This is a genomic window from Chromobacterium violaceum ATCC 12472 (genome assembly GCF_000007705.1).
Classification (GTDB): Bacteria; Pseudomonadota; Gammaproteobacteria; order Burkholderiales; family Chromobacteriaceae; genus Chromobacterium; species Chromobacterium violaceum.
In genome coordinates, this window is record NC_005085.1 from 3,487,829 (window position 1) to 3,505,303 (window position 17,475).

Consider the following 17,475-nt stretch of genomic DNA (forward strand, 5'->3'; position numbering starts at 1 on the left):
GGCTAGGTGCCGCCGACCACATTGCCCAGCTCCAGCCGGGTGCGCACCACCTGGTTGAACAGCTGCAGCCAGTAGGGGTCGAACTGCCGCTCCGACGCGTTCAGCTCGGCCACCGCCCGCAGCATCGAACGGCGCTGGCCTTGCTGGGCGTGCTTGAGCATCACCGACTCGAACGCGTCCACCAGCGCCAGCAGGCTGGCGCCCGAGCAGATGGCCCCGTCCGTCAGACCATCCGGATAGCCGCTGCCGTCCGGACGTTCGTGATGCTGGGCCACCATCACCGCGGCCTCCTCCCAACCGGGCATCCGCTCCAGCAATCCCGACGCCCAGCCCGGATGCGCGGACAGCGCCCGCCTGTCCTCCTCGCTCAACCGCCCGGCCTTCAGCCACAAGGACTCCGGCAGCAGCATCATGCCGATATCGTGCATGTAGATGGCAGCCGCCAGTTGCTCCATAGGCAGCGGCTGCTCGGCCAGCCGGTTGGTTTCCAGCGCCAGCGCCAGATTGCGCTCGGTGCGGCCGGCATAGGCCGGAACGCGCTGCTCCAGCTGCACCGCCAGCGAGCGGAAAAACTGCAGGTCGGCGAAGCGATGGCCTCCATGGCTAGCGCCATGCTCGCCCGCAGCCTGGGAGGAGGAAGGCGCCTGTCCCATCATGCTGGCCACCAGCCTGGCGCAAGCCTGGGGCAGCTCGTCGGCGCTCTTGTCCAGCAGCGGCTCCAGCCGCATCCGCAAGGCGTCCATCCGCAGGTCGTCGAGCGGCCAATCCTGCGCGACGGCGTCCAGCATCAGCACCAGCCGGTCCATCACCAGCAGCAGCACGTCGCCCAGCACGTCCAGATAAGGAAGCTCCTTGTGCCTCACCCTGTCCAGCAGGTGCTCCAGCACGTGCACATAGGGCTCCACGAAGTGCACCTGGCACAGGCTGGCGTCGCCCTTGACGCTGTGGAGGATGCGGAACAGCTGGGCGATCTTTTCCTCGTTGCCGCTGCCATCCTCCAGCTGGCAGACCAGCTGTTCCAGTTGCGGCGCGTAATCGGACAAGGCGTCGCGAAAGTCTTGAAACGAGATCGGATCGATGATTTCCGGCATCAGTTGCAGCGTAGCCATATGGGGTCCTTTCGGATTGGCATCCTATCCAGTATATGCAAGCCAGGCCGCTCCGCATCCCGGCAAGCGTCGTTCCACCCAATGTAAATATCCTGTCCAAACGTATTAAAGATTCGTAAAAACAGACGATTCCTGAAGAAAACGCTTGCCATAGCGTGCAACTAGAGGCACTATGCCTCCCGCAGGATGCTCAAGTTGTGTGATGTGTAGTTGTCGTAGTGGCAATAGCCGTACCTCAGTCGCCATTTCCCTTGATCTTCGTGCCTTTTATTCAACTGCTCGTTTTGAGGAATTTAACAAAATGGCAACCGGTACCGTTAAGTGGTTTAACGACTCCAAAGGCTTTGGCTTCATCACCCCGGACGAAGGCGGCGACGACGTATTTGCTCACTTCTCCCAAATCAACGCCAAGGGCTTCCGCTCCCTGGCCGAAAACCAGCGCGTGAGCTTCGACATCGTCGAAGGCCCGAAGGGCAAGCAAGCCTCCAACATCCAGCCCATCTAATCTCTTTCGAGAGATCATCTGGCAGTGATGACAAAACCCGGACCTGTCCGGGTTTTTTGCATTCTGATCGAGCCGATCCGCGCCAGCCCTACAGGAGCCTGCATGTCCGACAAGCACGAAACCGTGATCGCCGCCACCCGCGAATGGGTTGAGAAAGCGGTGATCGGCCTGAATCTGTGCCCGTTCGCCAAATCCGTGTACGTGAAGAACCAGGTGCGCATCCAGGTGAGCGAAGCCGCCAATCCGCAACAGCTTGCCCAAGAGCTGGCCGCGGAGCTGAAACTGCTGGCCGACACCGATCCTCAGGAAATCGACACCACGCTGCTGGTACATCCCGACACGCTGGGCCGATTCCTGGATTTCAACGAATTCCTGGACATCGCCGACGCCATCGTCGACGACCTGGAACTAGACGGCGTGATCCAGGTGGCGAGCTTCCATCCCAAATTCCAGTTCGAAGGCACCGGCGTCAACGACATCGACAACTACACCAACCGCTCGCCCTACCCGACGCTGCACCTGATCCGCGAAGCCAGCATAGACCGCGCGGTGGAGGCCTTCCCGGAGGCCGAGGCCATCTACGAGCGCAATATCGAAACCCTGCAGAAGCTGGGTCTGGCCGGCTGGAAGGCGCTGTTCGCGCCCAAGCCGTCCGAATAAGGCTCTCCGAAACACAAAAAGCGCAGCTCCATGGCTGCGCTTTGTCGTTTGCCTCTCCTCAACGCGGATAGCGGCCCTGCTTGTCCGCATAGAAGGCCCGGATCCTGGGCATGTCGGCTTCGATGTCGCCGCTAGGCTGGAACAGCGGACCAAAGCCGCCCTCCTTGCGCCCATAGTCCAGATAGGCCAGTGCGATCGGCACCCCCGCCCCGCAGGCGATGTGATAAAAGCCGGTCTTCCATTCCTTGACCGCCTTGCGCGTGCCTTCCGGCGGAATCGCCAGCACCAGCCGGTCGCTGCGCTGGAACACGTCCACCATCTGCTGCACCAGCGAGTTGTTCTGGTGCCGCGCCACCGGGACGCCGCCGAGCCAACGCATCACCGGCCCCATCGGCCCCTTGAACAGCGTGTGCTTGCCCATCCAGTAAATCTTGGCGCGCGCGGCGAAGCACAAACCCAGCGTGATCGGAAAATCCCAGTTGCTGGTATGCGGCGCGCCTATCATCACGTACTTGTCCTGCGCGGGAAACGCGCCCTTCAGCTTCCAGCCGCACAGCCTGAGCATGACGATGGACAGCCAGCGGAACAGATCGCGGATGATGGGGGTATCGAAAATGGTGAAATGCATGGCAGCCCTGTTGTACAGCGGCGCCCGTACGCGCGCAGGAGGCGGCATCCAGCGCGCCGCCCCAGCGTCGGAGCGGGCGCCAAACACGTGGAAGGCGCTGAATGTACTAAATGAAACACTACCAGTAAAGACCATAACGCAAACCGCCGTCGATCAACCACGCCAATCGATAACAATCAGTAACATAACGGACGGAACTGCGGCCGCGGCGAACTGACAAAGCCGTATATTTCACCCGTAGGACCTTGACCATGAACACTGCCAAGACCAGCCTGAAACTCGCCGCCGCCGGACTGATCGCCGTCGCGATGCTCTCCGGCTGCGCCAATATGTCGCACCGTCAACAAAACACCGCCATCGGCGCCGCTGCCGGCGCGGTGCTCGGCTCCGTGCTCACCGGCGGCGACGCCATCGGCACGGTAGGCGGCGCAGCCGTCGGCGGCGTGATCGGCCACCAGACCGGCAAGCGCTAAGTCCCGCCGCCCATCAGAGCCAGCCCGCCGCTGGCTCTTTTGTTTTGAGGCCCGCGCCCCTATCATCCTGATGGAATCCACACCGGGCCAAACCATGAGCCAAACCATGCACTGGGAGAGCCTGCTCTCCACCCGCCGCTTCAAGATCATCCAGGGCGAAGTGAAGGAAACCCGCACGCCGGCAACCCAGGAAGGCGGTTCCGGCCTGCGCACCGATTTCCACATCGACCACGACCGCGTGGTGTTCTCCAGCGCCTTTCGCCGGCTGGGCCGCAAGACCCAGGTCCACCCGCTGGCCCGTCACGACCACACCCATAACCGCCTCACCCACAGCGTGGAGGTGGCCAGCGTCGGCCGCAGCCTGGGCAACCGCGTCGGCGTGATGCTGGAGCACGACGGCCTGCTGCCGCCCGGCTACACTCCGCACGACATCGGCGCGGTGGTGCAGGTGGCCTGCCTGGCGCACGACATCGGCAACCCGCCTTTCGGCCATACCGGCGAATACGCGCTGCGCGACTGGTTCCGCGACAAGAACAACGCGCACTGGCTGCAAGGTCTGAGCGACGCCGAAATCCGCGACGTGCAGACCTACGAAGGCAATGCACACGGCCTCCGGATGCTGGCCACGCTGGAAATGTACAACGGCGAAGGCGGCATGCGCCTCACCTCCGCCGCGCTGGGCACCTTGATCAAATACCCGTGGACCGCCGACGCGCCGCCCGCCTACGAGCGCGACAAGTTCAACCTCTACCGCACCGAGCTGCGCTATTTCGAGCGGGTGGCCGAGGAGCTGGGCCTGCTGCGCCAGGGCGAGCGCCAATGGTGCCGCCATCCGCTGTCCTATCTGATGGAGGCGGCCGACGACATCTGCTACGCGATATTGGACCTGGAAGACGCGGTGGAAATCGGCATCCTGGATTTCAAGGAATTCGAAACGCTGTTCTCCGGCTTCTCCGAGCATGAACGCGTCTGGGGCATGCACGACGTCCGCCAGAAATGCGGCACGCTGCGCGGCGTGGCCATCGGCCGTTGCGTGACCGAGGTGGCGGAAAAATTCATGCTGCACCACTCCTCGCTGCTGCGCGGCGAATTCCCGGCCAAGGATCTGATCAACCTGTGCGATCCCGCCGTGCAGGACGCCCTGCTGCAGGCCAAGGACCTGGCCAGCCACAAGGTGTACCGCCACCGCACCAAACTGGTGACCGAACTGGCCTCCTACCCCTGCATCGCCACCATCCTCAACGTGCTGGTGCCCGCGACGCACGCCTTCGTCACCAAGGACGACAAGGCGCTGACCCCGCGCGAACACCTGGCGATGGGCCTGCTGGACGGCCATATTCAAAAAGGCGACAGCCTGTACCAGGCCTATATGAAGGTGCTGGACTTCGTCGGCGCCATGACCGACAACTACGCCGCCAATCTGGCGCGCGAACTGTCCGGCGTCGGCATTCTGTAGATACTCGAAGAAAGGCGACAATGACTCAGCCCGTTACCCGCTTCTGCCTGGTTCGCCACGGCGAAACCGACTGGAACCGCGAATACCGGCTGCAAGGCCATACCGACATCCCCCTCAACCACGCCGGACTGGAGCAGGCCAGCCAGCTGGCCCATGCCTTCCGGCCCGACCACGCCTTCCAGGCGCTCTATGTCAGCGACCTGATCCGCACCCGGCAAACCTCGGCGCCGCTGCAAACCCGGCTGCAGTTGAACGCCCACTACACGCCGCAGCTGCGCGAGCGCCACATGGGCGCGCTGCAGGGCCTCACTTATGCGGAAGCCGCCGAGCAAATTCCCGACCTCTACCGCCGGCACCAGGCGCGCGATCCCGACTTCGACCTGGAAGGCGGCGAAAGCCTGCGCCGTTTCCGCGCCCGCATTCTGGACGGTCTCGCCAGCATCGCAGCCCTGCATCCCGGCGAGAACGTGCTGATCGTCACCCACGGCGGCGTGCTGGACATCGTCTACCGCGCCGCCACCTCAAAACCATTGGAAGAAAAACGCGACTTCCCCATTCCCAACGCCGCGCTGAACTGGCTGGACTACCAAAACGGCGGCTGGACGCTGCGCCGCTGGGCCGACGAATCCCACCTCAGCAGCGCGCTGGACGAAATCCAGTAACCCCGCCGCGGCGCGCGTCCGGAACCACGCCTCCACGCGCCGGCGGGAATTTGTTAGTCTCCGGTAAGAAAGCCGCCCGCGCGGCGACCAACCATCAAGCGCTCGGCCCGCCGGGCTGGACGACACAAGGACACCCGCCATGACCATAGAAAAAACCGACGCCGAATGGCGCGCGCAACTGACGTCGGAGCAATACCGCGTGGCGCGTCAAGCCGGCACCGAGCGCCCCTTCAGCGGCGAACACTACTTCCACAACAAGAAGGGCGACTATTTCTGCGTCTGCTGCGGCACGCTGCTGTTCCACAGCGACACCAAGTTCGACGCCGGCTGCGGCTGGCCCAGCTTCTGGGCCGAAGCCGCCGGCGCCAACATCGCCCGCCTCACCGACACCACCCACGGCATGGTGCGCGTAGAGGTCCGCTGCTCGCATTGCGACGCCCACCTCGGCCACGTGTTCGAGGACGGCCCGGAACCGACCGGCGAGCGCTACTGCATCAACTCGGTGTGCCTGGATTTCAAGGCGGAGTAAGACCGGTTATGTAGGTTTTCAGAGTTATTGAAAACTCTGTGCACATAGTCGAAATTGCACCAACATAGGGCATAGCTCTTACTCGCTATGCCTTTAGTTATTTCAACGCACACATCGGAAAACTTATAAACCCCCTGCCTTTCCACACAACGAAAAACAGCTTCGCCGACCTTATCACCCCTACTATTTGACCGGCACCGCCGTGCCAGGCATACGCTGAACTCGCCCGGCATGGGTGAAGTGACGCTAGAGACCTTCGCTGTCTGCTTCAGGAACAAGAAACAGGAATCCGAAGCGGTATTCAGACGTCTTGAACGAATCGAGCCACCCTCGCAGCCTTCACGTCCTTTGACTCAAGTCAACTGCGTGAAATGGCTCTGTGATCTAAGCTGAGGTGGTCAACGGAGAGTCCTCCATGAACTGGATTCGTCAACGTCTGCCTATCTGGTGCCGCCTTGCACTGACGGTCTGGGCGCTGGCGTTTGCATCGATCTCTGCCCAGCACTGCCAGTTCCCGTCACTGCAGGATCCGGACGCCGCGCCGCACATTGAGTCTTGGAGCCATCACACAGGCGAAGCGCACCACGAAGCCTGCAACACGGTCTGCGACGAAGCTCAGCGTTCGGTGACCCAGCCGGACCACTCCTGGCCCGCCACCGACTTCATTGGGCCGCTATTGATGCTGCTCCCGCTGATGCTGCTGGTTTTCCACACACTTTCCCATTGGCGGCGCAGAGACTGGCCACTCCCCGTCCCCGTGCCTATCCGCTTGCAGTTCTCGCGTCTCAATCATTAGCCAACTCCTCGCGAATGGCCTAGCCATTCGTGCCTTCTTGCGTCTGTTCACCCGAACCTGGCGCCTGACCTAATTTCCATTTGGAGATCGATATGAAAACCCCATTCAAAACCGTCCTGGCCATCGCTCTGCTGGCTTCCACCCTTACCGTTCAAGCCGAAGATAGCCACGAGGCGCATCACCCGGCCGCTTCCGCGCCGGCGGCCGCCAAAGCAGGAAAAACCGCTACAAAGAAAATGGCCGCCAACAAGAATATGGATGTCCAGTTGGCGAAAATGAAAGCCGCCCAAGCCAAGATGGCGGCGGCCAAGACCCCGGAAGAACGGCAAGCCGCCATGCAGGAGGCCATGGGCACCATGCGGGAAAGCATGGCGATGATGAAGAAAATGCACATGGAGAACTGCCAGGACAGGATGGCGAAAATGGGCACGATGAAGGGTGACCAGAAAGGCAGCATGGGCATGATGCACGGCGATACCGGCATGATGGACATGATGATGCAAATGATGGATCAACAGTCAGCCATGATGGGCATGCCTAAAGGTCAATGACAAGCCTGTTCGGACAGGCATGGCCGACTACGCCATGCCTGTCTTGAAAACGGGGGGTACGCCAAGGGAGAGATCGCATGCATGACCATCATCATGAGCCTCCGGCAAAGTTCCGGTGGGTATTCTGGGGATTCGCGGCCGTTGCCGCCTTCTTCCTGCTGGCCGAGCATACCGCGCACGTGCTGGGCGCCTTGCCTTACTTGCTGCTGCTGGCGTGCCCGCTGATGCATCTATTCATGCATCACGGCGGTCACGCCCACCATCATCATCACGACTCTCCAGATGACAAAGAGGATGATCATGACCAGGGGAGGCAGCCATGAATCATGCCGATTACGGTTATGGCCTATGGTCGTTGGTCCTCTTGAACTCCCTGGTGTTCATCATTTTCGCATTCAGCTTCACCAAGCCCAAAACGCCGCGCGACTGGCGTTCTCTGGGGATGTTTTCCGCCTTCATCTTGGCGCTGTTTACTGAAATGTACGGTTTCCCATTGACCATCTACCTACTGTTGCCGTGGCTGACCCGGCACTACCCAGGCATCGACTTCATGAACCACGACTCCGGCCACTTGCTGGAGATGATGTTCGGCTGGCGGGCCAATCCGCACTTTGGCCCCTTTCATCTGCTCAGCGCGCTGCTGATCTTCCTGGGCTTCCTGCTGCTCTCCTCCGCCTGGCGAGTGCTGTACAGCGCCCAGGCAAGCGGGCGATTGACAGAAGAAGGCCCTTACGCCCGCATTCGGCATCCGCAATACCTCGCTTTTGTCGTCATCATGCTGGGCTTTCTGCTCCAGTGGCCAACACTGATCACCCTGGTGATGTTCCCTATCCTGGTTTGGGCCTATGCCCGGCTGGCCAAGCGCGAAGAGCGCGAGATGGAACACCGGTTCGGCGAGGCATACCGGGATTACAAGAGTCGGGTACCCGCTTTCTTTCCCTGGTAATCCGACCGCGGCAGGCGCTTGACATTCAAGGAGCAGGCTGATGCATGAACATCATGAGCACGATCACACGGTGCCCGAAGCTGCCGCTCCACCGGGGGCCCTGGCCATCCGATACCACTGCCCGATGCATCCGGAAGTGCAGTCCAACCAACCTGGAACCTGCCCACAATGTCGCATGCAGCTCGTTTCGGAGGGGAGAGCTGTCCAGGATCACCCTCATCCGCATCACACGACGAACAGGATCGAACCGTCGGTTTCCATGCCTGACGGAACGTTCTATACCTGCCCGATGCACCCGGAAATCCGCCAGCCCATGCCGGGAAACTGCCCCAAATGCGGCATGGCGCTGGAGGCGATGGTCCCAACCGACAACGAGGACGACAGCGAGTACAAGGATCTTCGGCATCGCTGCTGGCTAACCTTGCCCTTCAGCCTGTCTGTGCTTTTGCTGGCCATGCTGGGCCGGTCGCTGCGGATCGTTGCCGAGGATGTTCAGCCTTTCATCGAGCTTGCGCTTTCTCTGCCCGTCGTCCTTTATGGCGGTCTGCCGTTCTTCATTCGTTGCGCCCGATCCATCGGCCAGCGGCAGCCCAATATGTGGACGCTGATCGGGATCGGCACCGGAGCGGCTTTTCTGTTCAGCCTGGCCGCCACAGTCGCGCCGCAGGCCTTCCCGGCATCCTTCCGCTCGATGGGGCGGGTGGGCGTTTACTACGAGGCAGCGGATGTCATTCTTTCGCTGACGCTGCTCGGCCAGTTGCTGGAGCTGAAGGCGCGGTCGCAAACTTCCGCCGCCATCCGGGCCTTGCTGGGCCTTGCGCCCAAGACTGCCCGCAGAATCCGGCCGGGTGGCGTAGAAGAGGATATCCCCCTCGCCGATGTCGCGATAGGCGATATGCTCAGGGTCAGGCCGGGCGAGAAAGTGCCGGTGGATGGCGTGGTCAGCGAAGGCAGCAGCGCGGTAGACGAATCAATGCTGACGGGAGAGCCGCTGCCCATCAGCAAAAAAAGCGGTGACGCTCTCATTGGCGCCACACTGAATACCAGTGGCGCGCTGATCATGCGGGCCACGCAGGTTGGCGAGCAAACCGTGTTGGCGCAGATTGTCCAGATGGTGGCCAATGCGCAACGCTCCAAGGCGCCCATGCAAAGAATGGCGGACCGCGTGGCCGGCGGCTTTGTGGTGGCCGTCATCGCCTGCGCCATGCTGACCTTCCTGGCGTGGGGATTTTGGGGGCCTGCGCCAAGCTGGTCATATGCCCTGCTGAATGCCGTGGCGGTGCTGATTATCGCCTGCCCCTGCGCCCTGGGACTGGCGACGCCGATGTCGATCATGGTAGCGACAGGCAAAGCGGCGATGCGCGGCGTGCTATTCCGTGATGCGGCCGCAATCGAACAACTATGCCGGGTGGACACCCTGATCGTAGACAAGACGGGTACGCTGACAGAGGGCAAACCCTCGCTGAATGCCGTGCAGCCCTTCGGCATCTGGACCGAAACGACTGTTCTGCAATATGCCGCCAGCTTGGATCAGGGCAGCGAACACCCGCTGGCCCATGCCATCGTCCATGGCGCGCTCCAACGCGGCCTGGAGCTGCTGCCGGTTAATGATTTCGCCTCGGACTCCGGCATCGGCGTGCAAGGCATGGTTGCCGGCCACAGGCTGGCTTTAGGCAACAAGACGATGATGCTGGAACTGGGCATCGCCCCGGCCAAGCTGGCAGATATATCGCAGCGTCCCGGCGCGAGCGCCGTTTTTCTGGCAACAGGCAACGAACTGGCTGGTGCGCTGTTCATCTCCGACCCCATCAAGCCGACCACCCGCGAAGCGCTGGTCGCTTTGCGAGAGGCCGGCATCACCGTGGTCATGGCAACTGGCGATGGCGAAACAACTGCCCGCGCCGTAGCAGAGCAGTTGGGTATCACCGAAATCCACGGCGAGGTCCGCCCCGAAGACAAGCTGGCCTTGGTAGCCGACTTGCAGCGACAGGGACGCATCATTGCCATGGCAGGAGACGGCATCAACGACGCCCCCGCCCTGGCCAAGTCCGATGTCGGCATCGCCATGGGAAATGGCACCGATGTCGCCATGAATAGCGCCCAGCTCACCCTGATCAAAGGCGACCTGCGAGGCATCGTGGCCGCTCGGACGTTGTCGATTCAAACCGTGGCCAATATGAAGCAGAACCTGCTCTTCGCCCTGCTGTACAACGCGCTGGGCATCCCCATCGCCGCCGGATTGCTCTATCCCTTTTTTGGGATTCTGCTCTCACCCATAATTGCCGCGCTGGCGATGAGCTTGAGCTCCATCTCCGTGATCGGCAACGCTCTGCGCCTGCGTCGTCAATAGAAGGCCCAGACGATCAGGACTGCCACTCCCGAGGAGAACATACCAGCGAGAAACATGGGACCAGGCCACATCAAACAAATCTGGCTCGAGAGCGCCTGCATCCATACGTACCGCAAGCTGCATGTATTTTTATTGCTCTGAATGGCCTCCACACACCACAAGCTCTCCAATCCTTCTTTGCCACACTAGCTGTCTAGCGAGCGCGCGGCGCGTTGCAGCCGGTCGCGCACGGCGCGCCAGGCCGGCTCGTCGGGCGGCAGCACGATCCAGACCGATGGGCAGCCACTGGCGTCGGCCTGGTGCAGCGCGGCGTACAGCGCCTGGGCATAGCCCTCGGGGGTCGGCGGCATGCGTTTGAGCCAGCCGCAGCGCGCGGCGGGCGCGTCGATGGCCAGCACCGCGGCCTGCCGCCAGCCGGCGTCGTCGGCCCTCTCCTCCGCTTCGGCGGCCTCCAGCCGGTAGCAGGGCTGGTGCGGCGCGTAATGCGAAGCCAGATTGCCCGGCACGCGCGGCGCGTCGGGCGCGGCGGTTTCCGCCAGGTCGAGGTAAGGCGCCAGCATGGCGGCGGTGACGGCGCCGGGACGCAGGATGGCCGGCCGCGCGCCGCTGAGATCGAGAATGGTGGACTCTATGCCCACCGCGCACGGCCCGCCGTCCACCACGGCGGCGATGCGGCCTTCCATATTGGCGCGCACATGCTCGGCGGTGGTGGGGCTGATGCGGCAGAACGGGTTGGCCGATGGCGCCGCCACCGGCCGCTGCAGCCGGTCCAACAACGCTTGCAGCAGCGGATGGCTGGACCAGCGCAGCGCCACCGTGTCTTGTCCGGCGTTGACGATGGCCGGCACCTTTTCGCTTGCCGGCAGCACCAGGGTCAGCGGACCGGGCCAGAAGCGTTCTATCACCGGCCAGGCACAGTCCGGGACCCGCGACGCCCACTCGTTCAGCTGCTCGAGGCCCGGCAAGTGCACGATCAGCGGGTGATCGGCCGGCCGGTTCTTGGCGCGGAAAATGGCGGCCACGGCGTCGGGCTGGGTGGCGTCGGCCGCTAGTCCGTAAACGGTTTCGGTGGGCACGGCGACCAGCTCGCCGGCGCGCAGCAGCGCGGCGGCCTGGTCCAGTCCTTCGGGGGTGGGGCTAAGCGACTTCATGGTTTTCCAAGGTTCAGGGATTGCAGTAATCGCAGTATTGCGGCGAGGCGGCCGCCTGCAAGGTTTGTTCGCGCGAGGCCTGGCAGCACGGGCATTGCCAGCGGCGCGCGCTGGGCTGGCGCGTCGGCGCGCCGCAGTCTTCTCACGGCGCGCCGGGGAGCGGCGCGATCTCGCCGAAACCGGGCGCGCCGCAATCCGGGCAGGCGCTGGCCAGCCGTTCCGCCAGCGCGGCGGCGCAGCGCGCTATCATCGCCATGCGCGTGGGATTGCGGTGGGCGCGCATATCGCACTCCAGATGCAGCGGGCCGTCTGCCAGATGCCGCGCCAGATGCGCGCGCAGCGCGGCTTCGCCGGTCAGCGCCTTGTGGAAGGCCGTCTCGCCGGGCCGCCCGACGATCAGGCCGTGCGCCGGAAAGCCTGACAGGCGCAGGATGTCCGGCAAGGCCGCCAGATCGCTCAGCGTCCAGTGGCGGAAATTGGTTTCCGGCCGCTTCCACCGCGTATTGGCGCTGGGCGTCCCAGCACAGCAATAGTTCGGTGGCCCAGCCGCAGCGGCCCAGCCACGGGTCGCCGCCGAAGCTGCCTTCGCTGCCCAGCCCATAGCGCAGGCCGCTGAGTTCGCAAGCCAGCTTGGCCTTGGCCAGCGCGGCGTCGAGCTGGCTGCCGGCGCGCGGCGTCTCGCCGGTGAAAGCGCCCAGGCTGTCGGTATCGAAGCTGTCCACCAGCGCCAGGTCCCAGCCTATGCCGGCCAGCGCGGGCGCGATGGCGGCGTGCTTGCCGTGGCGGGTCAGCAAGGCGGCGCGGCGCTCAGTCATGTCGCCACCCGCCATCGGCATGCCAGCGCAGCGGCGTGTCGCCGTGCACGCAATACAGGTGCAGCCAGCCGTTTTCCGCCAGCTGGCGCGGGACGGGCTGCGCCGCCAGCGCCTCCGCCAGCCTGTCCGGCGGCGCGTCTATGCAGGCGGCCAGCCGCAGCGGAGCGTGGCGCAGGCGCTGGCCGTCGTGCACCGACTGCCAGGCCAGGCCGATGCGCAAGTCGCCGCTATTGCCTTCGAACACGCCGATGCGGCCGCCCACCACATTGTGCAGCAGCTTGTTGCCGCTGCCGAAGCGGCGCGGGTCCGCCGTGGAGGCGAAGTACTGCATATTGATCCAGTGCGCCACCACCATGGGCGCGGCGAGGATGGCCTGCAGCCCTTTGCCGTCCGGGTCGGCGCGCCAGTCGTATTCATGCAGGAAGGCGCGGCCGCCCAGGTCCAGCTTGCGCGTCTTGGCGCGCGGCGCGGCGATGAACAGCGCATTGCCGGCCAGCCCCCATTCGGGCCGGGTCTCCGCCCAGTCGTCTCCCTTCTGCCGCATTTTGTTCAGCAGAATGGCGTCGTCCGCCTCCGGCGCGAGGCCTACCAGCGGCGCGCGTCGCCGCCGCGCCAGCGCCGACGCCGCCCGCAATTGCGCCTGCAGGCCCGGCAGACGGGCGCGCGCGTCCGCGCTCAGGGTGTCCGCGTCCAGCAACAGGATTTCGTCGCTATGGGTCAAGTGCAGCGCGGGCAGGAATACCGTGTCGGCGGGAATGGCCCGGCCCAGCGCCGCCAGCCGCTCGCGCAGCGCCGGATCATTGAGCCAGCCGGCCAGCAAGCGCACATGCTGGTGGCCGCCATGCCCGCCGCAGGCGCCGCATTGCAGCGCCGCCGCCTGCGGATTGTTGCTGACGTGGCTGGCATGGCCGACCAGCAGCACCCAGGGGGCGAGCGCGCCGGCCAGGCCCATGGCTGGCAGCAGGCCGGAGACGATTTCCGCGCGCCTCTCCAGGCCCAGGCCGTCCCGGGGCACAGGCTTGGCGCTATCCGGCGTCAGCCAGGGGTCGAGCTGCGGCAGCGCGGCTTGACGGCCGCGCGCCTTGCTGCGCCCGGCCAGCGCCGCCAGCTTGGCGAGGCCGGCGCTTTCCACCAGGGCGAACCCAGACAGCGGCGAGCGCTGGAAGGCCCGCCAACCGCGCCGCGCGGCAGATGGCTTGGAAGCGGGCGCCGCGCTCGCTTCCCAGCCCGGCGCCAGCAGTACCGGCAGTCGCGGCTGGGCGACATCGCTGCCCGGCACGCGGTAGGCCAGCGGCAGACCGAAAAAGCCGGCGAAGCCGTAGGTGCGGCTGGCGGGAACGGTTTGCTCCAGCGCGCGGCGCAGCGGTTCGGAACGCACATCTATGCAGAACACCGCTTGCATCGCCGGACGGGTGCCGTCTTCGGCGGCGGATTCGCGGCACAGCGCCTGGGCCAGTGGCGCATGCAAGGACAGTTCATGCGCGCGCTGCCAGATCAGCGTGCGCGGGTCGGCGCGGCCATGCAGGCGCAGCCCCCAATCGCGGTGCCAGGCCGCCCAGGCGCTGTCCGGCCCGCGCGCGCCGTCGTCCAGCAGGCATTCCCAAGCCATCTGGATGGCCAGCAGCTGGCGCAGGTGGCCGTCGGTTTCGCCTTTCAGCCCGGCCTGCCAGCCAAGGTAGGCGCACCAGGCCGCCCAGCCGTTATTGCGCATCAGCAGCGCCTGCAGCCAGGGCTTCAGCCATTCCGGCTCCGCTTGCAGCTGCGCCAGCCCCGCGGCCAGCATGGCCTCCGCGTCGCCGGGCAGCCGCTCGGCGCGCAGGCGCAGCTGTTCGCGCCGCTCCGGCAAGGCGCTCAGGCCGTAAGGATGGCGCATCTGCTCCAGCCAGGCGGCGTAAAAGCCGCGCTCATGGTCCAGGTGCCAGTTGGCCTGGTCGCGGTCGAACCAGGCCGCGCAATACTGGCTGATCTGCTGGATGACGACATCGGTCCAGCTTTGCGCGCTGAGCGGGCCCGCCGCTTCGCGATGGCAGGCTGCCAGCAGCCGCGGCGGCGGGACAGGATCGACATCGCGCGGTTCGGCGTCCAGCCAGGCCTGCGCGCCGCCGGTCCAGCCCGTTTCCGACAGCGCGGTCTCCAGCGCCGCGGCGCTGATTTCGCCGCGCCGCCAGGCAGCCAGATATTCGCCGCGCGGCAGGTGCAGCGGGCTATCCGCCACTAGGCGCAGCGTGTCGGCGGCCTGGCTGAAAGACTGTTCGCGCAGACCCCAGTAGGGCGAGCTGGCCACCAGGCTGTCCAGCGGCCAGGCCGGCGCGATGGCGGCCAGCGCTTGGTCTATGGCCTTGCTGTCAATCACGGCTGCTCTCCCGCAGTTGAGGCCATTTCAGGGCGAAGGGCGCGGGCGGACGCGGAAGGCGGCGGCCAAGCATGCACCACCATTCGTCCAGGTGGAAACCGGCGAAGGCATGCGGATAGATCCGGCGCGCCAGCGCGCCTTGGGGATGGCGCAGCAGCCAACCCTGTAGCAAAAAGACGAGCAGGAACAGCGCGGCCAGCAAGGCTTGCGCCCACTCCGGCGGCGTCGGGCCATGCAGCGGCAGGATCCGCGCCGCCAGCGCGTGCAGCAGCAGATAGGACTGGCTCAAGGCCAGCGCCGCCAGCCAGCCGGCCCCGCCGCGCAGCAGCGCGCCCATGCCCAGGCCCATCGCCAGCCAGAACAGCGGCGGCAAGGCGGCTGCGGGAATCCAGCGCTGCCACAGCCATTGCGAAGCCGCCAGCAGCGCGGCCGCAATCAGGCCCCGGGCCAGATGCGGGAGGACTCCGTCGGCGCTTTCCTGGCCCAGCATGCGCCGCGCCGCGCTGTCGCGCGCCGTTTCGCCGGCCAGCAGGAAGGCGTGGGCCTTGTAGAAGGAGTGGGCCAGCAGATGCAGCAAGGCCAGCGCATACCAGCCCATGCCGATTTCCAGCAGCATGAAACCCATTTGCGCGCAGGTCGACCAGGCCAAGCGCAGCTTGATGCTGATGCGCGTCAGCATCACCACGCAGCACAACAGCGCGCTGGCCCCGCCCCACAGCATCAGCAGGAGGTTGGCCGGCGGCGCGGCTTGCAGCAGCGGCGCCGCCTTGATCAGCACCATGCCGCCCAGATTGACCACCCCGGCGTGCAGCAGCGCGGAAATCGGCGTCGGCGCTTCCATCACCTGGGTCAGCCAACCGTGGAAGGGCAACTGGGCGGTCTTGATCGCCACCGCCGCCGCCAGCAGCAGGCCGGCCGCCGCGGCGTAGCCCTGCGCGCCGTCGGCCAACGCCTGCGGCGAGCCGGGCAGCAGGCTGAGGCTGCCGCCGGCCAGCGCCCACAGCAACAGCGCGCCCAGCAACAAGCATTCGGCCAGCCGGCTGGCGCGCCATTCGCGGCGGGCGGCCAGGCGCGCCGCCGGGCGGCCGGGATAAAAGGTGAGCAGCGTCTGCAAGGCCAGGCTGCAGGCGATCCAGGCCAGCGCCATCAGCAACAGGTGGCTGGCTTGCACCACCAGCGTCACCGCCGCCAGCAAGCAGCCGATGGCGCGCAAGAAGCGCGCCTGGCCCGGCTCGCCTTGCATATAGCGGCGCGAGTAGCGCAGCACCATCCAGCCCAGCAGCTGGATCAGCGCCTGCATCAGCCAGGCGGCGGCGAACCATGGCGCAGGCGTGGGCAGAAAGATAAGAGGAAGCAGCAGCAGGCCGCCGGCCAGCGCGGCGATTTCGGCGGCCTGCCAGTGGCGCGGCAGCGCGCGGCCCGGCCACAGGGCGGGCAGCAACCAGGCCAGCGCGATCGCGTATGGCAACGCGGCAAGCAGGGTTTGGGGCATGGAAGGCTCCGTTGTTTTCCTGCTCGAACTTTGCCTGAGCGAATATGTTCAGTAAAATAGATTAAATATTAGTTTTCATTCTTTATTTTAGAACAATGAGCCGGCTCAACTACCACCATCTGCACTATTTCTGGGCGGTTGCCAGCGAGGGCCACCTGACGCGCGCGGCCGAGAGGCTGCATGTCTCGCAATCGGCGCTGTCGGCGCAAATTCGCCAGCTGGAAGAGCAACTGGGCCAGCCGTTGTTCCTGCGCGAAGGCCGCAAGCTGCAGCTGACCGAGCTGGGCGCGGTGGTGATGCGCTATGCCGAGGAGATTTTCGCGCTGGGCAACGAGCTGTTGGCCACCGCCGCCTCCGGCCAAGGACGCGGCACCTTGCGCATAGGCAGCGTGGCCACGCTGTCGCGCAATTTCCAGGAATGGTTTTTGCAGCCGGTGCTGAAAGAAGCCGATGTACGGCTGGTGCTGGAGTCCGGCAGCCTGGACGAGCTGCTGCAGCGGCTCAAGGCGCACGAACTGGACGTGGTGCTGTCCAATCGCCCTGCCCTGGGCGACGACAAGCAATCCTGGCGCTGCCGCACGCTGGCGCGCCAGCCGGTGGTGCTGGTGGGGCCGCCGCGGCCGGAGGGGCGGACCTTCCAGTTCGAGCGCGATCTGCCGGCGCTGCCGCTGCTGGTGCCCAGCCGCAAGAGCGAGATCCGCCTGCGCTTCGACCTGCTGTGCGAGGAGCTGGCGCTGCAGCCGGCCATCCGCGCCGAAGTGGACGATATGGCCATGCTGCGCCTGCTGGCGCGCGACGCCGGCTGCGTGGCGCTGCTGCCGGCCATCGTGGTGCGCGACGAGCTAGGCAAGGGCTTGCTGCAACAATACTGCGTGGTGCCGCGCGTCGAGGAGACCTTCTACGCCATCACCGTGCAGCGGCAGTATCTGCCGCCGCTGCTGCAAGATCTGCTGCGCATGGCGGCAGACGATCAGGCACGGAGCCTGGCCGCGCCCTGAT

18 protein-coding genes are annotated in these 17,475 nt (G+C 65.1%); 12 read left to right on the forward strand and 6 right to left on the reverse strand.

Annotation, left to right across the window (positions count from 1 at the left end; genetic code table 11):
• Positions 1 to 2: 2 nt before the first annotated feature.
• Positions 3 to 1,109, reverse strand: a complete 1,107-nt coding sequence (locus tag CV_RS15790) for an HD domain-containing phosphohydrolase (protein ID WP_011136752.1) — start codon at positions 1,107 to 1,109, stop codon at positions 3 to 5.
• Between the two features lie 301 nt (positions 1,110 to 1,410).
• Between CV_RS15790 and CV_RS15795 the strand changes: the two genes are divergently transcribed.
• Both CV_RS15795 and CV_RS15800 read left to right on the forward strand, forming a co-directional pair.
• The gene (locus CV_RS15795) at positions 1,411 to 1,614 is read left to right on the forward strand and encodes a cold-shock protein (protein ID WP_043596489.1); all 204 of its coding nucleotides are present in this window, start codon (positions 1,411 to 1,413) and stop codon (positions 1,612 to 1,614) included.
• A gap of 102 nt (positions 1,615 to 1,716) precedes the next feature.
• A complete protein-coding gene (locus CV_RS15800; protein ID WP_011136754.1) occupies positions 1,717 to 2,274 on the forward strand; it encodes a DUF1415 domain-containing protein in 558 nt (185 codons plus the stop codon).
• Between the two features lie 58 nt (positions 2,275 to 2,332).
• Here CV_RS15800 and CV_RS15805 read toward each other — a convergent pair whose 3' ends face one another.
• A complete protein-coding gene (locus CV_RS15805; RefSeq protein ID WP_043596492.1) occupies positions 2,333 to 2,902 on the reverse strand; it encodes a lysophospholipid acyltransferase family protein in 570 nt (189 codons plus the stop codon).
• A 251-nt stretch (positions 2,903 to 3,153) separates the two neighbouring features.
• On the opposite strand from CV_RS15805, the gene CV_RS15810 reads away from it, so the two are divergent.
• The 9 genes from CV_RS15810 (at position 3,154) to CV_RS15855 (ending at position 10,665) form a co-directional block, all read left to right on the forward strand.
• A complete protein-coding gene (locus tag CV_RS15810) occupies positions 3,154 to 3,375 on the forward strand; it encodes a glycine zipper 2TM domain-containing protein (RefSeq protein WP_011136756.1) in 222 nt (73 codons plus the stop codon).
• Positions 3,376 to 3,469: 94 nt separating this feature from the next.
• Positions 3,470 to 4,831 carry a deoxyguanosinetriphosphate triphosphohydrolase gene (locus tag CV_RS15815; RefSeq protein WP_176217286.1) on the forward strand — a complete coding sequence of 454 codons (1,362 nt, stop codon included), beginning with the start codon at positions 3,470 to 3,472 and terminating at the stop codon, positions 4,829 to 4,831.
• A 20-nt stretch (positions 4,832 to 4,851) separates the two neighbouring features.
• On the forward strand, positions 4,852 to 5,493 hold the full coding sequence (locus CV_RS15820; protein ID WP_011136758.1) for a histidine phosphatase family protein: 642 nt from the start codon (positions 4,852 to 4,854) through the stop codon (positions 5,491 to 5,493).
• Positions 5,494 to 5,632: 139 nt separating this feature from the next.
• Positions 5,633 to 6,022 carry a peptide-methionine (R)-S-oxide reductase MsrB gene (msrB, locus tag CV_RS15825; protein ID WP_011136759.1) on the forward strand — a complete coding sequence of 130 codons (390 nt, stop codon included), beginning with the start codon at positions 5,633 to 5,635 and terminating at the stop codon, positions 6,020 to 6,022.
• 415 nt (positions 6,023 to 6,437) lie between these two features.
• A complete protein-coding gene (locus CV_RS15830; RefSeq protein ID WP_011136760.1) occupies positions 6,438 to 6,818 on the forward strand; it encodes a hypothetical protein in 381 nt (126 codons plus the stop codon).
• 92 nt (positions 6,819 to 6,910) lie between these two features.
• Positions 6,911 to 7,369, forward strand: coding sequence for a hypothetical protein (locus CV_RS15835; RefSeq protein WP_011136761.1), 459 nt, complete (start codon positions 6,911 to 6,913; stop codon positions 7,367 to 7,369).
• A 77-nt stretch (positions 7,370 to 7,446) separates the two neighbouring features.
• On the forward strand, positions 7,447 to 7,692 hold the full coding sequence (locus CV_RS15840) for a DUF2933 domain-containing protein (RefSeq protein WP_011136762.1): 246 nt from the start codon (positions 7,447 to 7,449) through the stop codon (positions 7,690 to 7,692).
• A complete protein-coding gene (locus CV_RS15845; protein WP_011136763.1) occupies positions 7,689 to 8,315 on the forward strand; it encodes a methyltransferase family protein in 627 nt (208 codons plus the stop codon). The genes CV_RS15840 and CV_RS15845 overlap by 4 nt, the downstream gene beginning before the upstream one ends.
• A 40-nt stretch (positions 8,316 to 8,355) precedes the next feature.
• On the forward strand, positions 8,356 to 10,665 hold the full coding sequence (locus CV_RS15855) for a copper-transporting P-type ATPase (RefSeq protein WP_080509052.1): 2,310 nt from the start codon (positions 8,356 to 8,358) through the stop codon (positions 10,663 to 10,665).
• A gap of 185 nt (positions 10,666 to 10,850) precedes the next feature.
• Here the strand turns inward: CV_RS15855 and CV_RS15860 are convergent, their stop codons facing one another.
• From CV_RS15860 to CV_RS15875, 4 genes are all read right to left on the reverse strand, one after another.
• Positions 10,851 to 11,816, reverse strand: a complete 966-nt coding sequence (locus tag CV_RS15860) for an L-threonylcarbamoyladenylate synthase (RefSeq protein WP_011136765.1) — start codon at positions 11,814 to 11,816, stop codon at positions 10,851 to 10,853.
• 142 nt (positions 11,817 to 11,958) lie between these two features.
• Complete coding sequence (locus CV_RS23835; RefSeq protein ID WP_011136766.1) at positions 11,959 to 12,417, reverse strand: DUF6671 family protein; 459 nt, start codon at positions 12,415 to 12,417, stop codon at positions 11,959 to 11,961.
• Between the two features lie 206 nt (positions 12,418 to 12,623).
• On the reverse strand, positions 12,624 to 14,984 hold the full coding sequence (locus CV_RS15870; RefSeq protein ID WP_043596500.1) for a YbcC family protein: 2,361 nt from the start codon (positions 14,982 to 14,984) through the stop codon (positions 12,624 to 12,626).
• The gene (locus CV_RS15875) at positions 14,977 to 16,476 is read right to left on the reverse strand and encodes an NADH-quinone oxidoreductase subunit L (protein ID WP_011136768.1); all 1,500 of its coding nucleotides are present in this window, start codon (positions 16,474 to 16,476) and stop codon (positions 14,977 to 14,979) included. The genes CV_RS15870 and CV_RS15875 overlap by 8 nt, the downstream gene beginning before the upstream one ends.
• Before the next feature lie 95 nt (positions 16,477 to 16,571).
• Between CV_RS15875 and CV_RS15880 the strand changes: the two genes are divergently transcribed.
• Complete coding sequence (locus CV_RS15880) at positions 16,572 to 17,474, forward strand: LysR family transcriptional regulator (RefSeq protein ID WP_011136769.1); 903 nt, start codon at positions 16,572 to 16,574, stop codon at positions 17,472 to 17,474.
• Position 17,475: the final 1 nt, after the last annotated feature.

Coding starts and splice junctions, on each gene's coding strand:
- CV_RS15810 (WP_011136756.1), top strand. CDS start 3,154: ATGAACACTGCCAAGACCAGCCTGAAACTCGCCGCCGCCGGACTGATC.
- CV_RS15805 (WP_043596492.1), bottom strand. CDS start 2,902: ATGCATTTCACCATTTTCGATACCCCCATCATCCGCGATCTGTTCCGC.
- CV_RS15840 (WP_011136762.1), top strand. CDS start 7,447: ATGCATGACCATCATCATGAGCCTCCGGCAAAGTTCCGGTGGGTATTC.
- CV_RS15875 (WP_011136768.1), bottom strand. CDS start 16,476: ATGCCCCAAACCCTGCTTGCCGCGTTGCCATACGCGATCGCGCTGGCC.
- msrB (WP_011136759.1), top strand. CDS start 5,633: ATGACCATAGAAAAAACCGACGCCGAATGGCGCGCGCAACTGACGTCG.
- CV_RS15880 (WP_011136769.1), top strand. CDS start 16,572: ATGAGCCGGCTCAACTACCACCATCTGCACTATTTCTGGGCGGTTGCC.
- CV_RS15795 (WP_043596489.1), top strand. CDS start 1,411: ATGGCAACCGGTACCGTTAAGTGGTTTAACGACTCCAAAGGCTTTGGC.
- CV_RS15835 (WP_011136761.1), top strand. CDS start 6,911: ATGAAAACCCCATTCAAAACCGTCCTGGCCATCGCTCTGCTGGCTTCC.
- CV_RS15830 (WP_011136760.1), top strand. CDS start 6,438: ATGAACTGGATTCGTCAACGTCTGCCTATCTGGTGCCGCCTTGCACTG.
- CV_RS15845 (WP_011136763.1), top strand. CDS start 7,689: ATGAATCATGCCGATTACGGTTATGGCCTATGGTCGTTGGTCCTCTTG.
- CV_RS15815 (WP_176217286.1), top strand. CDS start 3,470: ATGAGCCAAACCATGCACTGGGAGAGCCTGCTCTCCACCCGCCGCTTC.
- CV_RS15800 (WP_011136754.1), top strand. CDS start 1,717: ATGTCCGACAAGCACGAAACCGTGATCGCCGCCACCCGCGAATGGGTT.
- CV_RS15820 (WP_011136758.1), top strand. CDS start 4,852: ATGACTCAGCCCGTTACCCGCTTCTGCCTGGTTCGCCACGGCGAAACC.
- CV_RS15855 (WP_080509052.1), top strand. CDS start 8,356: ATGCATGAACATCATGAGCACGATCACACGGTGCCCGAAGCTGCCGCT.
- CV_RS15790 (WP_011136752.1), bottom strand. CDS start 1,109: ATGGCTACGCTGCAACTGATGCCGGAAATCATCGATCCGATCTCGTTT.
- CV_RS23835 (WP_011136766.1), bottom strand. CDS start 12,417: ATGGGCTGGGCAGCGAAGGCAGCTTCGGCGGCGACCCGTGGCTGGGCC.
- CV_RS15860 (WP_011136765.1), bottom strand. CDS start 11,816: ATGAAGTCGCTTAGCCCCACCCCCGAAGGACTGGACCAGGCCGCCGCG.